This is a genomic window from Leifsonia shinshuensis (assembly GCF_031456835.1).
Lineage (GTDB): Bacteria > Actinomycetota > Actinomycetes > Actinomycetales > Microbacteriaceae > Leifsonia > Leifsonia shinshuensis_C.
Genome location: NZ_JAVDVK010000001.1, coordinates 1,052,119 through 1,067,786, shown reverse-complemented (window position 1 = coordinate 1,067,786; position 15,668 = coordinate 1,052,119). Strand labels below are relative to the sequence as shown.

The window sequence follows — 15,668 nt, the reverse complement described above, 5'->3', positions numbered from 1 at the left end:
GTGGACGAGAAGTTCCTGATCCGCGGCGCGACGCTGGCCGACGGCTCGCGGACCGACCTGCTGGTCGACGGCGGCGTGATCACCGCGACCGGAGCCGGGCTGAGCGCCGCGGGTGCGACGGCGATCGACGCAGACGGGCTGCTCGCGCTGCCCGGTCTGGTCGACCTCCACACGCACTTGCGCGAGCCCGGGTACGAGCAGAGCGAGACGGTCCTGACCGGCACGCGCGCCGCCGCGGCCGGTGGATTCACCGCGGTGTTCGCCATGGCGAACACGTCGCCGGTGGCGGACACAGCCGGGGTGGTCGAGCAGGTGCTGAGCCTCGGCGAGGCGGCCGGCTACGCGACCGTGCGGCCGATCGGCGCCGTCACCGTCGGGCTGGCGGGAGAGCGGCTGGCCGAGCTGGGCGCGATGGCGCAGTCCCGCGCCCGCGTCCGGGTGTTCAGCGACGACGGCAGGTGCGTCTCCGACCCGCTGCTGATGCGCCGGGCGCTGGAGTACGTCAAGGCGTTCGACGGCGTCATCGCGCAGCACGCGCAGGAGCCGCGGCTCACCGAGGGCGCGCAGATGAACGAGGGCGCGCTGTCCGGCGAGCTGGGGCTGGCGGGCTGGCCGGCGGTCGCCGAGGAGTCGATCATCGCCCGGGATGTGCTGCTCGCCGAGCACGTCGGCTCGCGCCTCCACGTGTGCCACGTCTCCACCGCGGGCAGCGTCGACGTGATCCGCTGGGCGAAGGCCCGCGGCATCGCCGTGACCGCCGAGGTCACCCCGCACCACCTCGCTCTCACCGAAGAGCTGGCGACCGGATACGACGCCCGCTACAAGGTCAACCCGCCGCTGCGGAGCCGCGAGGACGTGGAGGCGCTGCGCGCCGGCCTCGCCGACGGCACCATCGACATCGTCGCGACCGACCACGCGCCGCACCCCATCGAGTCGAAGGACTGCGAGTGGGACGCCGCCGCGTTCGGCATGGTCGGGCTGGAGTCGGCGCTCTCGGTGGTGCAGGCCAGCGTTGTCGACAACGGGATGCTCGGCTGGGCCGACATCGCCCGCGTCCTCTCCGCCACCCCGGCCCGGATCGGCCGGCTGGACGGCCACGGCGGTGCGCTTGCGGAGGGCGCCCCGGCGAATCTCTTCCTCTACGACCCGACGGCCTCGCGGACGTTCTCGACCGCCGACCTCGCCGGCAAGGGCGTCAACTCGCCCTACCTCGGGCTCACGCTGCCCGGCCGGGTCGTCGCGACCTTCCACCAGGGCCGTGCGACGGTGCTCGACGGCGCGGTGCGCGACGCCGAGGAGGTGAGCGCCCGTGGATAAGGTGCTCCCCACGATCGGAATCCTGGCGGTCCTCGCCATCGTCATCGGGCTCGCCGTGCTCGGCTGGCGCCGGCGCGTGCGCCGCGACAGCCCGGCCGGCGGCGGGTACTCGACCCCCGGCACGCTGAGCGCTCCCGTCGCCGAGGTGGAGGCGCTGTACGTCGCCACCACGCGCGGCGGCGAGCACCTCGAGCGGCTCGCCCTGCCGGGACTGTCGTTCCGCGGCAACGCGACGGTCGCCGTCCGGCCGGAGGGCGTGTCCATCGCCGTCACCGGCGAGCCGGCGGTCTTCGTCCCGGCGTCCGTCCTCACCGGAGTCGGCGTCGCGAGCGTCGCGATCGACCGGGCGGTCGAGCGCGACGGCCTGGTCCGGCTGGGCTGGACCACCAGCGGCGGCACGGCCGCCGACAGCTACTTCCGGGTCGTCGACCCGGCCGGCCGCGCGCAGCTGATCGCGGCCGTCGAAGCAACCGTCCCGCGGGCGGATGCCCCGGATGCGGCGGGCCCGTCCCGCCCGAACGACAAGGAGGTGTGACGTGCTCGCAACAGAACCCGCGGTGCTCGTCCTCGAAGACGGAACCCGTTACGTCGGCCGGGCCTACGGCGCGCGAGGGCGCACCCTCGGCGAGGCGGTCTTCGCCACCGGCATGACCGGCTACCAGGAGACGCTGACCGACCCGTCCTACGCCGGCCAGATCGTGCTGCAGACGGCGCCGCACATCGGCAACACCGGCACAAACGACGAGGACATGGAGTCCCGGCAGATCTGGGTGGCGGGCTACGTCGTCCGCGAGCCCAGCCGCGTCGTGTCGAACTTCCGCGCGCAGCGCAGCCTCGACGACGACCTCGTCGCGCAGGGCGTCGTCGGCATCAGCGGGATCGACACCCGTGCAGTGACCCGCCACATCCGCTCGGCGGGCGCCATGCGCTCCGGCATCTTCTCCGGTGAGGACTTCGGGCTGAGCGACGGCGAGCAGCTCGACCTGGTGCTCGCCGGCGCGCCGATGAAGGGCCGCAACCTGTCCGCCGAGGTGTCCACCGTCGAGCCGTACACGGTTCCCGCGGTCGGCGAGAAGGTCGGCTCCGTCGCGGTGCTCGACCTGGGCGTGAAGAAGTCCACCCTCGAGAACCTGGCGGCGCGCGGGCTCGACGTGCACGTGCTCCCGCAGCAGGTCAGCGCTCAGGATGTGCTCGGGCTCGGCGTCGACGCGCTGTTCTTCTCGAACGGGCCTGGCGACCCGCAGGCCTCCGGCAAGCACGTCGCCCTGCTGCAGGAGACGCTGCGTGCAGGTCTCCCGTACTTCGGCATCTGCTTCGGTAACCAGCTGCTCGGCCGCGCGCTCGGGCTCGACACCTACAAGCTGCCGTTCGGCCACCGCGGGATCAACCAGCCGGTGCTCGACAAGCGCACCGGCCGGGTGGAGATCACCGCGCAGAACCACGGCTTCGCCGTCAAGGCGCCGATCGATGCCTCCTTCGACTCCCCGGCCGGCTTCGGCCGCGTCGAGGTCAGCCACTTCTCGCTCAACGACCAGGTCGTCGAGGGGCTCAACTGCCTCGACCTGAACGCCTTCAGCGTGCAGTACCACCCGGAGGCGGCGGCCGGCCCGCACGACGCCAACTACCTCTTCGACCGCTTCCTCGACATGATCCGCGCGCAGCACGGCGCCGCCGATCCGTCCACCTCGAACAGCCAGGAGAACGTCTGATGCCCAAACGCGACGACATCCAGTCCGTCCTCGTCATCGGCTCCGGACCCATCGTCATCGGCCAGGCGGTCGAGTTCGACTACTCGGGCACGCAGGCCTGCCGGGTGCTGAAGGCGGAGGGCGTGCGCGTCATCCTCGTCAACTCCAACCCGGCGACGATCATGACCGACCCCGACTTCGCCGACGCCACCTACGTCGAGCCGATCACCTGGCAGGTCATCGAGACGATCATCGCCAAGGAGCGCCCCGACGCCATCCTGCCGACCCTGGGCGGTCAGACCGCGCTCAACGCGGCCATGCAGCTGCACGAGCACGGCATCCTCGAGAAGTACGACGTCGAGCTGATCGGCGCGAAGTTCGAGGCCATCCAGAAGGGCGAGGACCGCCAGATCTTCAAGGAGCTCGTCGTGGAGGCGGGCGCCGAGGTCGCGCGGTCGCACATCGCGCACACCGTCGAGGAGGCGCTGGAGTTCGCGGAGGACCTGGGCTACCCGCTCGTCGTCCGTCCGTCGTTCACGATGGGCGGTCTGGGCTCCGGCTTCGCGTACACGCCGGAGGAGCTGCGCCGGATCGCCGGGGACGGCATCCACCAGAGCCCCACCAGCGAGGTGCTGCTGGAGGAGTCCATCCTGGGCTGGAAGGAGTACGAGCTCGAGCTGATGCGCGACACCGCCGACAACACGGTGGTCGTCTGCTCGATCGAGAACGTCGACCCGGTCGGCGTGCACACCGGCGACTCGATCACCGTCGCGCCCGCGCTGACGCTGACCGACCGCGAGTACCAGAAGCTGCGCGACATCGGCATCGACATCATCCGCGCGGTGGGCGTCGACACCGGCGGCTGCAACATCCAGTTCGCGGTGAACCCGGAGAACGGACGGATCATCGTCATCGAGATGAACCCGCGCGTCTCCCGCTCGTCGGCCCTCGCGTCGAAGGCGACCGGCTTCCCGATCGCGAAGATCGCGGCGAAGCTGGCCATCGGCTACCGGCTGGACGAGATCCCGAACGACATCACGAAGGTGACGCCGGCGAGCTTCGAGCCGACCCTCGACTACATCGTCGTCAAGGTGCCGCGGTTCGCGTTCGAGAAGTTCCCGGCCGCCGACCCGACGCTGACCACCACCATGAAGTCGGTCGGCGAGGCCATGGCGATCGGCCGCAGCTTCAGCTCGGCGCTGCAGAAGGCGCTCCGCTCGCTCGAGAAGCGCGGCTCGTCGTTCCACTGGGGCCCGCCCAGTGCCGACGGGTCCGGGCGCACGGTGGATGAGCTGCTCGCCTCCATCGCGACCCCCACCGACGGCCGCATCGTCGACGTGCAGCAGGCGCTCCGCCTGGGCGCGACGCCGGAGCAGGTCTTCGAGGCGACCAAGATCGACCCGTGGTTCATCGACCAGATCGCGCTGATCAACGAGGTGGCCGACCAGATCCGGGATGCGCCGACCCTCGACACCGAGACGCTGCGGTTCGCGAAGGACCACGGCTTCTCCGACGCCCAGATCGGCGAGCTGCGCGGCTTCGGCGAGGCCGACGTGCGCGAGGTGCGCCACATCCTCGGCGTGCGTCCGGTCTACAAGACGGTCGACACCTGCGCGGGCGAGTTCCCCGCCCTCACGCCGTACCACTACTCCAGCTACGACCTGGAGACCGAGGTGGAGCCGAGCGACAAGCGCAAGGTCGTCATCCTGGGCTCGGGTCCGAACCGCATCGGCCAGGGCGTCGAGTTCGACTACTCGTGCGTGCACGCGTCGTTCGCGCTGCACGACGCGGGCTTCGAGACGATCATGATCAACTGCAACCCGGAGACGGTGTCGACCGACTACGACACCAGCGACCGGCTCTACTTCGAGCCGCTCACGCTGGAGGACGTGCTCGAGGTCATCCACGCCGAGTCGCAGACCGGCGAACTGGTCGGCGTCGTCGTCCAGCTGGGCGGCCAGACCGCGCTCGGGCTCGCGAAGGGCCTGGAGGCGGCCGGGGTTCCCATCCTCGGCACCACCCCGGAGGCGATCGATTTCGCCGAGGAGCGCGGACTGTTCTCCGGCATCCTGGATGAGGCGGGTCTCGTCGCGCCGCGCAACGGCACCGCCGTCGACTACCCGAGCGCCGCCCACGTCGCCGAGCAGATCGGCTACCCGGTGCTCGTGCGCCCCAGCTTCGTGCTCGGCGGCCGCGGCATGGAGATCGTCTACGACAACGCCTCCCTCGCCGACTACTTCGAGCGGGTCGCCGGGCAGGGCATCGTCGGCCCGTCGCATCCGCTGCTCGTGGACCGCTTCCTCGACGACGCCATCGAGATCGACGTGGACGCGCTCTACGACGGCGAGCGGCTCTACATCGGCGGCGTCATGGAGCACATCGAGGAGGCCGGCGTCCACTCCGGCGACTCGTCGTGCACCCTGCCGCCGATCACGCTCGGCCGCCGCGAGATCGACCGGGTGCGCGAGGCGACCCTGAAGATCGCCGAGGGGATCGGCGTGCGCGGCCTGCTCAACGTGCAGTTCGCGATCGGCGCGGGCGTGCTCTACGTGCTGGAGGCCAACCCGCGCGCCTCCCGGACCGTGCCGTTCGTGTCGAAGGCGCTCGGCATCCCGCTCGCCAAGGCCGCGTCGCGGATCATGGTCGGCGAGACGATCGAGGGCCTGATCGCCGAGGGGCTGCTGCCCGCGCAGGACGGATCGCGCATCCCGATGGACTCGCCGGTCGCCGTGAAGGAGGCCGTGCTGCCCTTCAAGCGGTTCCGCACCAAGGAGGGCACGGTCGTCGACTCGGTGCTCGGCCCGGAGATGCGCTCCACCGGCGAGGTGATGGGCATCGACAAGGACTTCCCGACCGCGTTCGCGAAGAGCCAGTCGGCGGCCTACGGCGGCATGCCGCTGGGCGGCACGGCGTTCGTCTCGGTCTCCGACCGCGACAAGCGCGCCGTCGTCCTCCCGGTCCTCCGCCTGCACCAGCTCGGCTTCGAGATCGTCGCGACCGAGGGCACCGCCGAGGTGCTCAACCGCAACGGCATCGCGGCCCGCATCGTGCGCAAGCACAGCGAAGCGCAGGAGAGCGGCGGCGACTCGATCGTCGACATCATCAACCGCGCCGAGGTGGATGTGGTGATCAACACCCCGAGCGGACGGTCGGCGCGTGCCGACGGCTACGAGATCCGCGCGGCGGCCGTCGCCGCGGACAAGCCGCTGTTCACGACCATCGCGGAGCTGAGCGCGGCCGTGGCGTCGCTGGACGCCATCCGCGAGGGCTTCGACGTGAAGTCGCTGCAGGTGTACGCGCAGGAGAGGGCCGCTCGCGTATGACGCCGGCGTTCGGCGACCGGCTCGCGCGCGCGTTCGCCAAGCGCGGGCGGCTGTGCGTCGGCATCGACCCGCACGCGCACCTGCTCGAGGAGTGGGGGCTGCCGGCTTCGGCCGACGGCCTCCGCTCGTTCGGCCTGACGGTGGTCGAGGCCGCCGCTGGCCGGGCGGGCATCGTCAAGCCGCAGGTGGCGTTCTTCGAGCGATTCGGCGCGGCGGGGTACGCCGCTCTGGAGGAGGTGCTCGCGGCCGCGCGTGCGGCCGGGCTGCTGGTGATCGCGGACGTCAAGCGCGGCGACATCGGCACCAGTGTCACCGCGTACGCCGAGGCCTGGCTGACGCCCGGCTCGCCGCTGGAATCGGACGCCATGACGGTCGCCGCCTACCAGGGCGTCGGCTCGCTCGCGGACGCGATGGCGCTCGGAGCGGCCGCGGGGAAGGGCCTGTTCGTGCTCGCCGCGACCTCGAATCCCGAGGCGGCTGCGGTGCAGCAGGCCATCGTCCAGAGCGGGCCGCGGACGGGCCTGTCCGTCGCTCGTGCGATCATCGAAGACGTGCATTCGTTCAATCAGGAGCAGGACGCGCGTGCCGCGTACGGATCGGTCGGGCTGGTGCTCGGCGCGACCGTCGAGCTCGCCGACTACGGGATCGATGTGGCGACGGCGGGGGAGCGCACCCCCGCACTGCCCGTGCTGGCGCCAGGCTTCGGCCACCAGGGCGCGCGGGTCGAGGACGTGTCGCGGCTGTTCGGCTCGCTCGCATCCGGCGTGATCGTCAGCGAGTCCCGCGGGCTGCTCTCCGCCGGTCCCTCCGGCCTGGCGGACGCGATCGGCCGCCGCGCCGAGGAGGTGCGCGCCAGCCATGGCTGAGACCTCGAGCCGCCCCGCACCGCCCGAGGTCGACCGCCAGGCCGCGTCGCAGGCCGCCGTCGCCGCGCGCCGTGCCCGTGCCGCCGTGAAGGCGTCCATCGCCTCCCGCGAGGTGTCGCCGCTGACAGTGCTCGACCGCGCGACCGCCGACCCGGAGGGGGTCGAGGGCCGGCTGCGGGTCACCGAGTTCCTGCTCAGCGTGCCCGCGATCGGCACCACCAAGATGCAGGAGGCGCTAGACCGGCTGGCCATCTCGCCCGCCAAGCGGCTGGGCGGTCTCGGCCGCCACCAGCGACTGCGCCTCCGCCAGTTCCTGATCGAGCGGGAGAACCGCACCGGCCGCCAGCGCAACCGCCTGGTCGTGCTCGCCGGTCCCACGGCCGTGGGCAAGGGCACGGTGTCGTCGTACATCCGCGAGCACTACCCGGACGTGCTGCTCTCCGTGTCCGCGACGACGCGCAAGCCGCGCCCCGGCGAGGTCGACGGCGTCAACTACTACTTCGTCGACGACGCCGAGTTCGACCGGATGATCGTCGAGGGCGAGCTGCTCGAGCACGCGACCGTGCACAACGCCTACCGCTACGGCACGCCCCGCGCCCCGATCGAGAAGGCGCTGGCCGCCGGCCGGAGCGTGCTGCTCGAGATCGACCTGCAGGGCGCCCGCCAGGTGCGCGCCTCCATGCCGGAGGCGCGGCTGATCTTCCTGCTCCCGCCGACGTGGGAGGAGCTGGTGCGGCGGCTGATCGGCCGGGGCACCGAGGACACCGCGGAGCAGCAGCGCCGGCTGGAGACCGCCAAGGTCGAGCTGGCCGCCCAGGACGAGTTCGACTACAAGGTGGTCAACCACGACGTCGCCGAGGCGGCCCGCGAGGTCGTAGACTTGATGAAGGTCCGCGCGGCGCCGTCGCGTCCGTGAGCCGTCTCTCCGCGCCGTCACCGGCGCGCCCACTGTCCCCGGCCGCCTGACGCGGCCGTCGATCGGGCCACCGCGCCCGGTCGCCCAGAACAAGGAGCACCCCGCATGGCAACCAGCAACAACGGCATCATCGACCCGCCCATCGACGACCTCCTGTCGCGCGTCGAGTCGAAGTACGCCCTCGTGATCTTCGCGTCCAAGCGGGCCCGCCAGATCAACGACTACTACGCCGACCTGCACGAGGGCAGCCTGTTCGACAACGTGGGCCCGCTGGTCGACTCCTCCGTCGACGACAAGCCGCTCTCGGTCGCCCTCCACGAGATCAACGAGGACAAGCTCGTCCTGAAGCCGATCGCCGCCGCCGAGTAGGCAGCATCCGCCGCACGCAGCAGTAGAGCCGCAGACGACCGCAGCCGGGCAGCGCCCCGGCCGAGGAGAGGTGCCGCCGTTGAGCCCACGATTGACCATCGTCGTCGGAGTGACCGGCGGCATCGCCGCGTACAAGGCCGTCGGAGTCATCCGGGCCCTGGTCCTCGAAGGCCACTCCGTGCACGTGGTCGCGACCGAGGCGGCGCTGCGGTTCGTCGGGCGTCCGACGCTGGAGGCGATCAGCCGCAACCCCGTCGCGACCGACCTCTACGAGGGCGTCGCCGAGGTGCGGCACGTGGCGATCGGGCAGTCGGCCGACCTCATCGTCATCGCACCGGCCACCGCCAACACGATCGCCAAGCTCGCGGCGGGCATCGCCGACGACCTCCTCGGCAACACGGTGCTCGCGTCCACGGCGCCGCTCGTGATCGCCCCGGCGATGCACACCGAGATGTGGCGCAATCCGGCCACCGTCGCGAACATCGCCACCCTGCGCAGCCGCGGTGTCACGGTGGTCGGCCCCGCCAGCGGCCAGCTCACCGGCAGCGACTCCGGCCCCGGCCGGATGGAGGAGCCGGAGGTCATCGTCCGGTCCGCGCTGCGCGCCGCCGGGATCGTCCCGCGCGCCGTGGAGCCGCCCGCGCCTGCGGCGCTGACCGCATCCGACGCCGCCGTCAACGACGTCGTGGTGCTCTCCGAGCGCCGCCGCGCGAACGAGGCGGCCAAGCGGCCCCGGGGCGGCGTCGACCTCGCGGGCAAGCGCGTCGTGGTCACCGCCGGGGGCACCCGCGAACCACTCGACCCGGTGCGCTTCCTCGGCAACCGCTCCAGTGGGCGTCAGGGCGTAGCGATCGCCGCCGCCGCGCAGGCCCGCGGCGCCGACGTCGTGCTCATCGCGGCGCACCTCGAGGTGGAACCGCCCGAGGGGGTGGAGCTCATCCCGGTGCAAACCGCGCTCGAGCTGCAGGAGGCGGTGCAGGAGGCCGCCCGCGCGGCCGACATCGTCGTCATGACGGCCGCCGTCGCGGACTACCGCCCCGCGGAGACGCGCGACGCGAAGATCAAGAAGTCCGAGCACGGGGACACGCTCACCCTCGAGCTCGTCGCCAACCCGGACATCCTCGCCGGGCTCTCCGCCAACCGTCGCGACGGCCAGGTTGTCGTCGGCTTCGCCGCCGAGACCGAGCCGGACCCGCAGGCGCTCATCCACCTCGGGCGCACGAAGCTCGAAGCGAAGGGCAGCGACTTCCTCGTGCTCAACCAGGTGGGCTGGTCGCAGGGCTTCGCAACGGAGAGCAACGAGGTCGTCGTCCTGCGAAAGGGCGGCGATATAGTGATGGAGGCCTCGGGCAGCAAGCTGTCGGTGGCCGACCGTATCCTCGACGTCATCGCCTAGCCGGCGCGTCCGAGACGATCCGGCCGCGACTCTTACGCCCGTCGTCGACCAGGGAGAACCATGGCAGATCTGCGTCTCTTCACGTCCGAGTCCGTCACCGAGGGCCACCCGGACAAGATCTGCGACCAGATCTCCGACAGCATCCTGGATGCCCTGCTCACCGTCGACCCGCACAGCCGCGCCGCCGTCGAGACCCTGGTGACGACGGGACTCGTCCACGTCGCCGGCGAGGTCACCTCCAGCGGCTACGTCGAGATCCCGGCGCTGGTGCGCAACAAGCTCGTCGAGATCGGGTACGACTCGTCCGACGTCAGCTTCGACGGCACCCAGTGCGGCGTGTCCGTCTCGATCGGAGCCCAGTCGCCCGACATCGCGCAGGGCGTGGACAACGCGCTGGAGACGCGCGCCGAGCAGAGCCACGACGACCTCGACCGCCAGGGCGCCGGCGACCAGGGCATCATGTTCGGCTACGCCACCACGGAGACGCCGCAGTACATGCCGCTGCCCATCTGGCTGGCCCACCGTCTCGCCGAGCGCCTGGCGTCCGTGCGCAAGGACGGCACGCTCGACTACCTGCGGCCCGACGGCAAGACCCAGGTCACGATCGGCTACGAGGGATCCGTTCCCAAGTCGGTGCAGACCGTCGTGCTGTCGACGCAGCACGCCCCGCAGGTGTCGAACGAGCAGCTGCAGGCCGAGATCGTCGAGGAGGTCATCAACCCGGTGCTCCACACGGCCGGGCTCGAGACCTCGCACATCCGCACCCTCATCAACCCGACCGGGCGCTTCGAGATCGGCGGCCCCAAGGGCGACGCCGGGCTGACCGGCCGCAAGATCATCGTTGACACCTACGGCGGCGCGTCCCGCCACGGCGGCGGCGCCTTCTCGGGCAAGGACCCGTCGAAGGTCGACCGCTCCGCCGCGTACGCGATGCGCTGGGTGGCGAAGAACGCGGTCGCCGCGGGCTTCGCCGACCGGCTCGAGGTGCAGATCGCGTACGCGATCGGCAAGGCCGCTCCGGTCGGGCTGTACGTCGAGACGTTCGGCACCGCGAAGGTGCCCGAGGAGCGCATCATCGCCGCCATCCGCGACGTCTTCGACCTGCGGCCGGCCGCGATCATCCGCGACCTCGACCTGCTGCGCCCGATCTACGCGCGCACCGCGACCTACGGCCACTTCGGCCGCGAGCTGCCCGAGTTCACCTGGGAGCGGCTCGACCGCGTCGACGACCTGCGCTCGGCCGCGGGGATCTAGCGGTGGCGGCGGCCGCACGGGTCGCCCGGGTGGTCATCGACTCGCCGCTCCCGCAGCTCGACCACCTCTTCGACTACGCCATCCCGGAGGAGCTCGCCGCCGACGCGGTGCCCGGCGTGCGCGTGCGTGTGCCGCTGCGCTCCGCGGGTCGCGTGGCCGACGGGTATCTCGTGGAGGTGGGCGACCCGGACGACGGGTTCGAGGGGACGCTGAGCCCGCTGGAGGCCGTCGTCTCGCCCGCGCGCGTGCTCACGCCGGGCGTCTGGCGGCTGGCGCGACGCTTGGCGGACCGCAGCGCGGGGACGGCGAGCGACATCCTCCGCCTCGCGGTGCCCGGCCGCATGGTGCGGGTCGAGAAGGCGTGGCTGGCCGCACACGCCGCTCCCGGTGCGTCGAGTCGTGAGTCGTTGTCGGAATCGGGCGCGAGTCGTGAGTCGATGTCGCCACTCGGCGCTGCGGCGCGGGATGCGGCCGCGGCGCCTGCGGCGGCGGCGCCCGCACCCGCGCCCGCGCCCGTCGCGGTGCGCGGGTACGGCGAGCGGGTGCTGGAGGATGCGGTCGCGCTCGACGAGCGGATCGCGCTGCGCGCCATCCCGCGCCTGGTCCCGCTGCCCGACGGCACGTGGGTCGGGGAGTGGGCGGTCACCCTCGCGACCCTGGCGGCCGACTGCTGGCGCGGCGGCCGCACGGCGATCGTCGCGGTACCCGACCATCGCGACCTGGAGCAGCTGGCCGCCGCCCTGGCCGTCGTCGCCCCGCCGGCCGCGGTGGTGCGCGCGGACGCCGGGCAGGCGAACACCGAGCGGTACCGCGGGTTCCTGGAGGCGTTGTCCGGTCCGCGCATCATCATCGGCAACCGCTCCGTGGTCTACGCGCCCGCCGAGCGGCTGGGGCTGCTGGTGGTCTGGGAGGACAGCGACCCGCTCCACGCCGAACCCCTCAGCCCGTACGTGCACACGCGCGACGCCGCCCTCGTGCGCCAGGAGCTCGAGGGATGCGCGCTCGTGCTGAGCGGCAACATCCGCAGCGTCGAGACCCAGCGGCTGGTGGAGCTCGGCTGGCTGCGGGATGTCGGGCCCGAGCGCGTCACCTCGCCGAAGGTCGTACTGACCGCGAACCAGCAGGCACCGGAGCCGATGGCGCGGGCCGCGCGCATCCCGTCGCCCGCCTGGCGCGCCGCGCGTGAGGCGCTGAACGGCGACAGCGGCCGGCCGCGCGGCCCGGTGCTCGTCCAGGTGGCGCGTCCCGGCTACGCGCCCGTGATCGCGTGCGCGAATTGCGGCCAGGCCGCCCGGTGCATGAACTGCAAGGGGCCGCTGCACCAGACGCGCGCCGGCTCCCCGCCGTCGTGCACCGTGTGCGGGCGGCTCGCGACCGATTGGCAGTGCGAGCACTGCGAGCACCGCCGGTTCCGGATGGTGACGGTCGGCTCCGGCCGGACGGCCGAGGAGCTCGGGCGCGCGTTCCCGGGCACGCGGGTCATCCTCGCCGACGGCGACCACCCCGTCCAGCGCATCGGATCGGCGCCCGCCCTCGTCGTTGCCACTCGCGGGGCCGAGCCGATCGCGGAGGGCGGGTATCAGGCGGTGCTGCTGCTCGACGGCGAACGGATGCTCGCCCGCGAGAGCCTGCACGTCGCCGAGGACTGCCTGCGCTGGTGGCAGAGCGCCGCCGGTCTTGCCGCGCCCGGTGCGCCGACGGTGCTGGTCGGCGTGTCCGGGCCGCTCGCGCGCGACTTCGCCACCGGCCGCCTCGTCGAGTTCGCCCACGAAGAGCTGGTCGACCGGCGGGAGCTGCGGTTCCCGCCCGCCGTGCGCCTGGCATCCGTCACCGGCACGGAGGCGACGGTGAACGAGGTGATCGCCGCCGTCGATCCGGCGCTGCTCGTGGATGTGCTGGGTCCGGCCCCGGTCGAGCCGGCCTCGCGCACGGCCCGCTCCGGACCCGACCTGGTGCGCGCCGTCCTCCGGTTCGAGTACGCCCACGGCGGCGACGTGGCGGCGGCCGTCCGGGCCGCCGTCGTGAAGAACGCGACCCGGCGGCGCCGCGCGCCGGCAGGCAAGCCGGGCTACCGGCCGGCGCCGACGCTGCGGGTGCGCTTCGACGACCCCGAGATCCTCTGACCTCCGGTCGACCTCAGCGGTGGATGGACGCGCGGGCGGAGTAGGCTGGATCGCCGTCCCGACCGAAAGAACCTTCCCCATGCGCATCGTCTTCGCCGGCACTCCCGCCGTGGCCATCCCGTCGCTCGAGGCCGTCGCGGCCCGGCACGAGGTGGTCGCCGTCATCACGCGCGAGGATGCGCCGCTCGGCCGTAAGCGCGTGCTCACGCCGTCGCCGGTCGCCGAGGCGGCCGAGCGTCTCGGCCTGCCGGTACTGAAGGCGAACCGGCTGCGCGAGGAGGTCACCGAGCGCATCGCCGCGCTCGAACCGGACCTCGGCGTCGTCGTCGCGTACGGGGGACTGGTGCGCGAGCCGCTGCTGTCGCTCCCGCGCCTCGGCTGGGTGAACCTCCACTTCTCGCTGCTGCCGCGCTGGCGGGGCGCCGCGCCGGTGCAGCACGCCGTGATCGCGGGCGACACGGAGACGGGCGCCGCGGTGTTCCACCTGGTGCCCGAACTGGACGCGGGCGACGTGTACGCCGAGCTGCGGCGTCCCATCGGTCCGGAGGAGACCGCGGGGCACCTGCTCGACGCGCTGGCCGTCGACGGCGCGGCCCTCCTGGCCGACACGACGGATGCGCTCGCGGCGGGCACGGCGCGGGCGACGCCCCAGGCCGGGGAGGTCACCCTCGCGCCCAAGCTGACGATCGAGGATGCGCGGCTCGACCTGACCCAGCCCGCCGACCGGGTGCACGCGCGCCTTCGCGGCGTCACGCCCGAGCCGGGCGCGTTCGTGCTGCTCGGGATCGAGCGGTTCAAGATCCACGAGGCGCACCGCACGACAGGGGAGCCGCCGCTGCCGCCCGGAGCGGTCGAGGCGCGTGACCGCCGCGTCCTCGTCGGGACCGGCACGGACCCGCTGGAACTGATCACGGTGCAGCCCGCCGGCAAGCGCGCGATGCCCGCGGCCGACTGGCTGCGCGGCGCGGCCGGCGCCTCGGGCGCTGCGGTGGTGCTCTCGTGAGCGCGCAGCAGCGGCGCGGACCGTCCCGGCCGCAGCACACCGCGGTGCAGCCCGCCCGTCGGGTCGCCCTGGATGTGCTCACCGCCGTGCGCGAGTCCGACGCCTACGCCAACCTGCTGCTCCCGACCCGGATCGCCCGCGCGGCGCTGTCGACCGCCGACGCGGCGCTCGCGACCGAGCTCACGTACGGCACCCTGCGCATGCAGGGCTACTACGACCGCGTGATCGCCATCGCCGCGGGTCGCCCGGTCGACCGCATCGACCCTCCGCTGCTCGACGTGCTGCGGCTCGGCGCGCACCAGCTGCTGTCGACCCGCGTCGCGGCCCACGCCGCGGTGAACGAGTCCGTCGGGCTGGCGCGCGAGGTGGGGAGCCGCTCCGGCACCGGCTTCGTCAACGGCGTGCTGCGCGAGATCGGCCGGCACACGCCCGAGGAGTGGCGCGACCAGGTCGCGAGCCGGGCGAAGAACGAGGACGACCGCATCGCGGCGCTGGCGTCGCATCCCGTCTGGGTCGTGCGCGCACTGCGGCGGTCCCTCGAGGCGGAGGGACGCGTCGAGGAGCTCGAGGAGCTGCTGAAGGCCGACAACACCGCTCCGCGCGTCAACCTGATCGCACTGCCCGGACTCGCGTCCGAGCCGGACGATGCGCGCCCGGACCGGTTCTCTCCGCCCGGGTTCACCGTCGGCGGCGGCGACCCGCAGGGGCTGGTCGAGGAGTCCGGCGGCCGCATCCGCGTGCAGGACGAGGGGTCGCAGCTCGCGGCGCTCGCGTTGACGCGGGCGCAGCCGGTGCTCGAGGGGGAGCGGTGGCTCGACCTGTGCGCCGGTCCCGGCGGCAAGGCCGCCCTGCTCGCCGCGGAGGCGCTGGCCGGCGGTGCGACCCTCGTCGCCAACGAGCTCGTCCCGGCTCGGGCGGAGCTGGTGCGCCGGGCGCTCGCGCCCGTGCCGCTCGATGTGCCGGTGTGGGAGCTCGACGGCGTCGTAGTAGGTACCGAGCATCCCGAAGCCTTCGACCGCATCCTGCTCGACGCGCCCTGCACCGGCCTCGGCGCGCTGCGCCGCCGCCCGGAGGCGCGCTGGCGCAAGACGCCGCGCGACGTCGCCGAGCTGACCACGTTGCAGACCGCGCTGCTCGACTCCGCGATCGCGGCGCTCAAGCCGGGTGGACTGCTCGCCTACGTCACCTGCTCGCCGCACCTCGGCGAGACCCGCGGCATCGTCGCGTCCGCGCTGGAACGGCACGGCGACGTGCTCGAGCAGGAGGCCACGGCCGAGACGGTGCAGGCGCTCGCGAACGAGCGGCTCGACCTGGCGGGCGACCCGGCGACGGTGCAGCTCTGGCCGCACCGCCACACGACGGACGCCATGTTCATCGCGCTGCTCCGCAAACGCGCCGCGTAGCCGCCGCCTA

Annotated in this window: 12 protein-coding genes; all 12 read left to right on the top strand. The window is 72.9% G+C overall.

Annotated features, from left to right (window positions below; translation table 11 throughout):
* On the top strand, positions 1-1,317 hold the full coding sequence (locus J2W45_RS05215) for a dihydroorotase (protein ID WP_310134923.1): 1,317 nt from the start codon (positions 1-3) through the stop codon (positions 1,315-1,317).
* Positions 1,310-1,852 carry a PH-like domain-containing protein gene (locus J2W45_RS05210; RefSeq protein ID WP_310129579.1) on the top strand — a complete coding sequence of 181 codons (543 nt, stop codon included), beginning with the start codon at positions 1,310-1,312 and terminating at the stop codon, positions 1,850-1,852. The genes J2W45_RS05215 and J2W45_RS05210 overlap by 8 nt, the downstream gene beginning before the upstream one ends.
* Complete coding sequence (gene carA, locus J2W45_RS05205) at positions 1,812-3,026, top strand: glutamine-hydrolyzing carbamoyl-phosphate synthase small subunit (RefSeq protein WP_310129578.1); 1,215 nt, start codon at positions 1,812-1,814, stop codon at positions 3,024-3,026. Before J2W45_RS05210 ends, carA begins: the two co-directional genes overlap by 41 nt.
* The gene (carB, locus tag J2W45_RS05200; protein ID WP_310129576.1) at positions 3,026-6,328 is read left to right on the top strand and encodes a carbamoyl-phosphate synthase large subunit; all 3,303 of its coding nucleotides are present in this window, start codon (positions 3,026-3,028) and stop codon (positions 6,326-6,328) included. Before carA ends, carB begins: the two co-directional genes overlap by 1 nt.
* Positions 6,325-7,194, top strand: coding sequence for an orotidine-5'-phosphate decarboxylase (gene pyrF / locus J2W45_RS05195; RefSeq protein WP_310129575.1), 870 nt, complete (start codon positions 6,325-6,327; stop codon positions 7,192-7,194). The genes carB and pyrF overlap by 4 nt, the downstream gene beginning before the upstream one ends.
* On the top strand, positions 7,187-8,110 hold the full coding sequence (gene gmk, locus J2W45_RS05190) for a guanylate kinase (protein WP_310129574.1): 924 nt from the start codon (positions 7,187-7,189) through the stop codon (positions 8,108-8,110). The genes pyrF and gmk overlap by 8 nt, the downstream gene beginning before the upstream one ends.
* 105 nt (positions 8,111-8,215) lie before the next feature.
* Positions 8,216-8,479: a DNA-directed RNA polymerase subunit omega gene (rpoZ, locus tag J2W45_RS05185; protein WP_089910506.1), complete on the top strand. Its 264-nt coding sequence runs from the start codon at positions 8,216-8,218 to the stop codon at positions 8,477-8,479.
* A gap of 91 nt (positions 8,480-8,570) precedes the next feature.
* Positions 8,571-9,875: a bifunctional phosphopantothenoylcysteine decarboxylase/phosphopantothenate synthase gene (locus tag J2W45_RS05180; protein WP_310134922.1), complete on the top strand. Its 1,305-nt coding sequence runs from the start codon at positions 8,571-8,573 to the stop codon at positions 9,873-9,875.
* Positions 9,876-9,935: 60 nt separating this feature from the next.
* Complete coding sequence (gene metK / locus J2W45_RS05175) at positions 9,936-11,129, top strand: methionine adenosyltransferase (protein ID WP_310129573.1); 1,194 nt, start codon at positions 9,936-9,938, stop codon at positions 11,127-11,129.
* Between the two features lie 2 nt (positions 11,130-11,131).
* Positions 11,132-13,252, top strand: coding sequence for a primosomal protein N' family DNA-binding protein (locus tag J2W45_RS05170; protein ID WP_310129572.1), 2,121 nt, complete (start codon positions 11,132-11,134; stop codon positions 13,250-13,252).
* A gap of 79 nt (positions 13,253-13,331) precedes the next feature.
* A complete protein-coding gene (gene fmt / locus J2W45_RS05165; RefSeq protein WP_310129570.1) occupies positions 13,332-14,255 on the top strand; it encodes a methionyl-tRNA formyltransferase in 924 nt (307 codons plus the stop codon).
* Positions 14,252-15,658, top strand: coding sequence for an RsmB/NOP family class I SAM-dependent RNA methyltransferase (locus tag J2W45_RS05160; protein ID WP_310129567.1), 1,407 nt, complete (start codon positions 14,252-14,254; stop codon positions 15,656-15,658). The genes fmt and J2W45_RS05160 overlap by 4 nt, the downstream gene beginning before the upstream one ends.
* Positions 15,659-15,668: the final 10 nt, after the last annotated feature.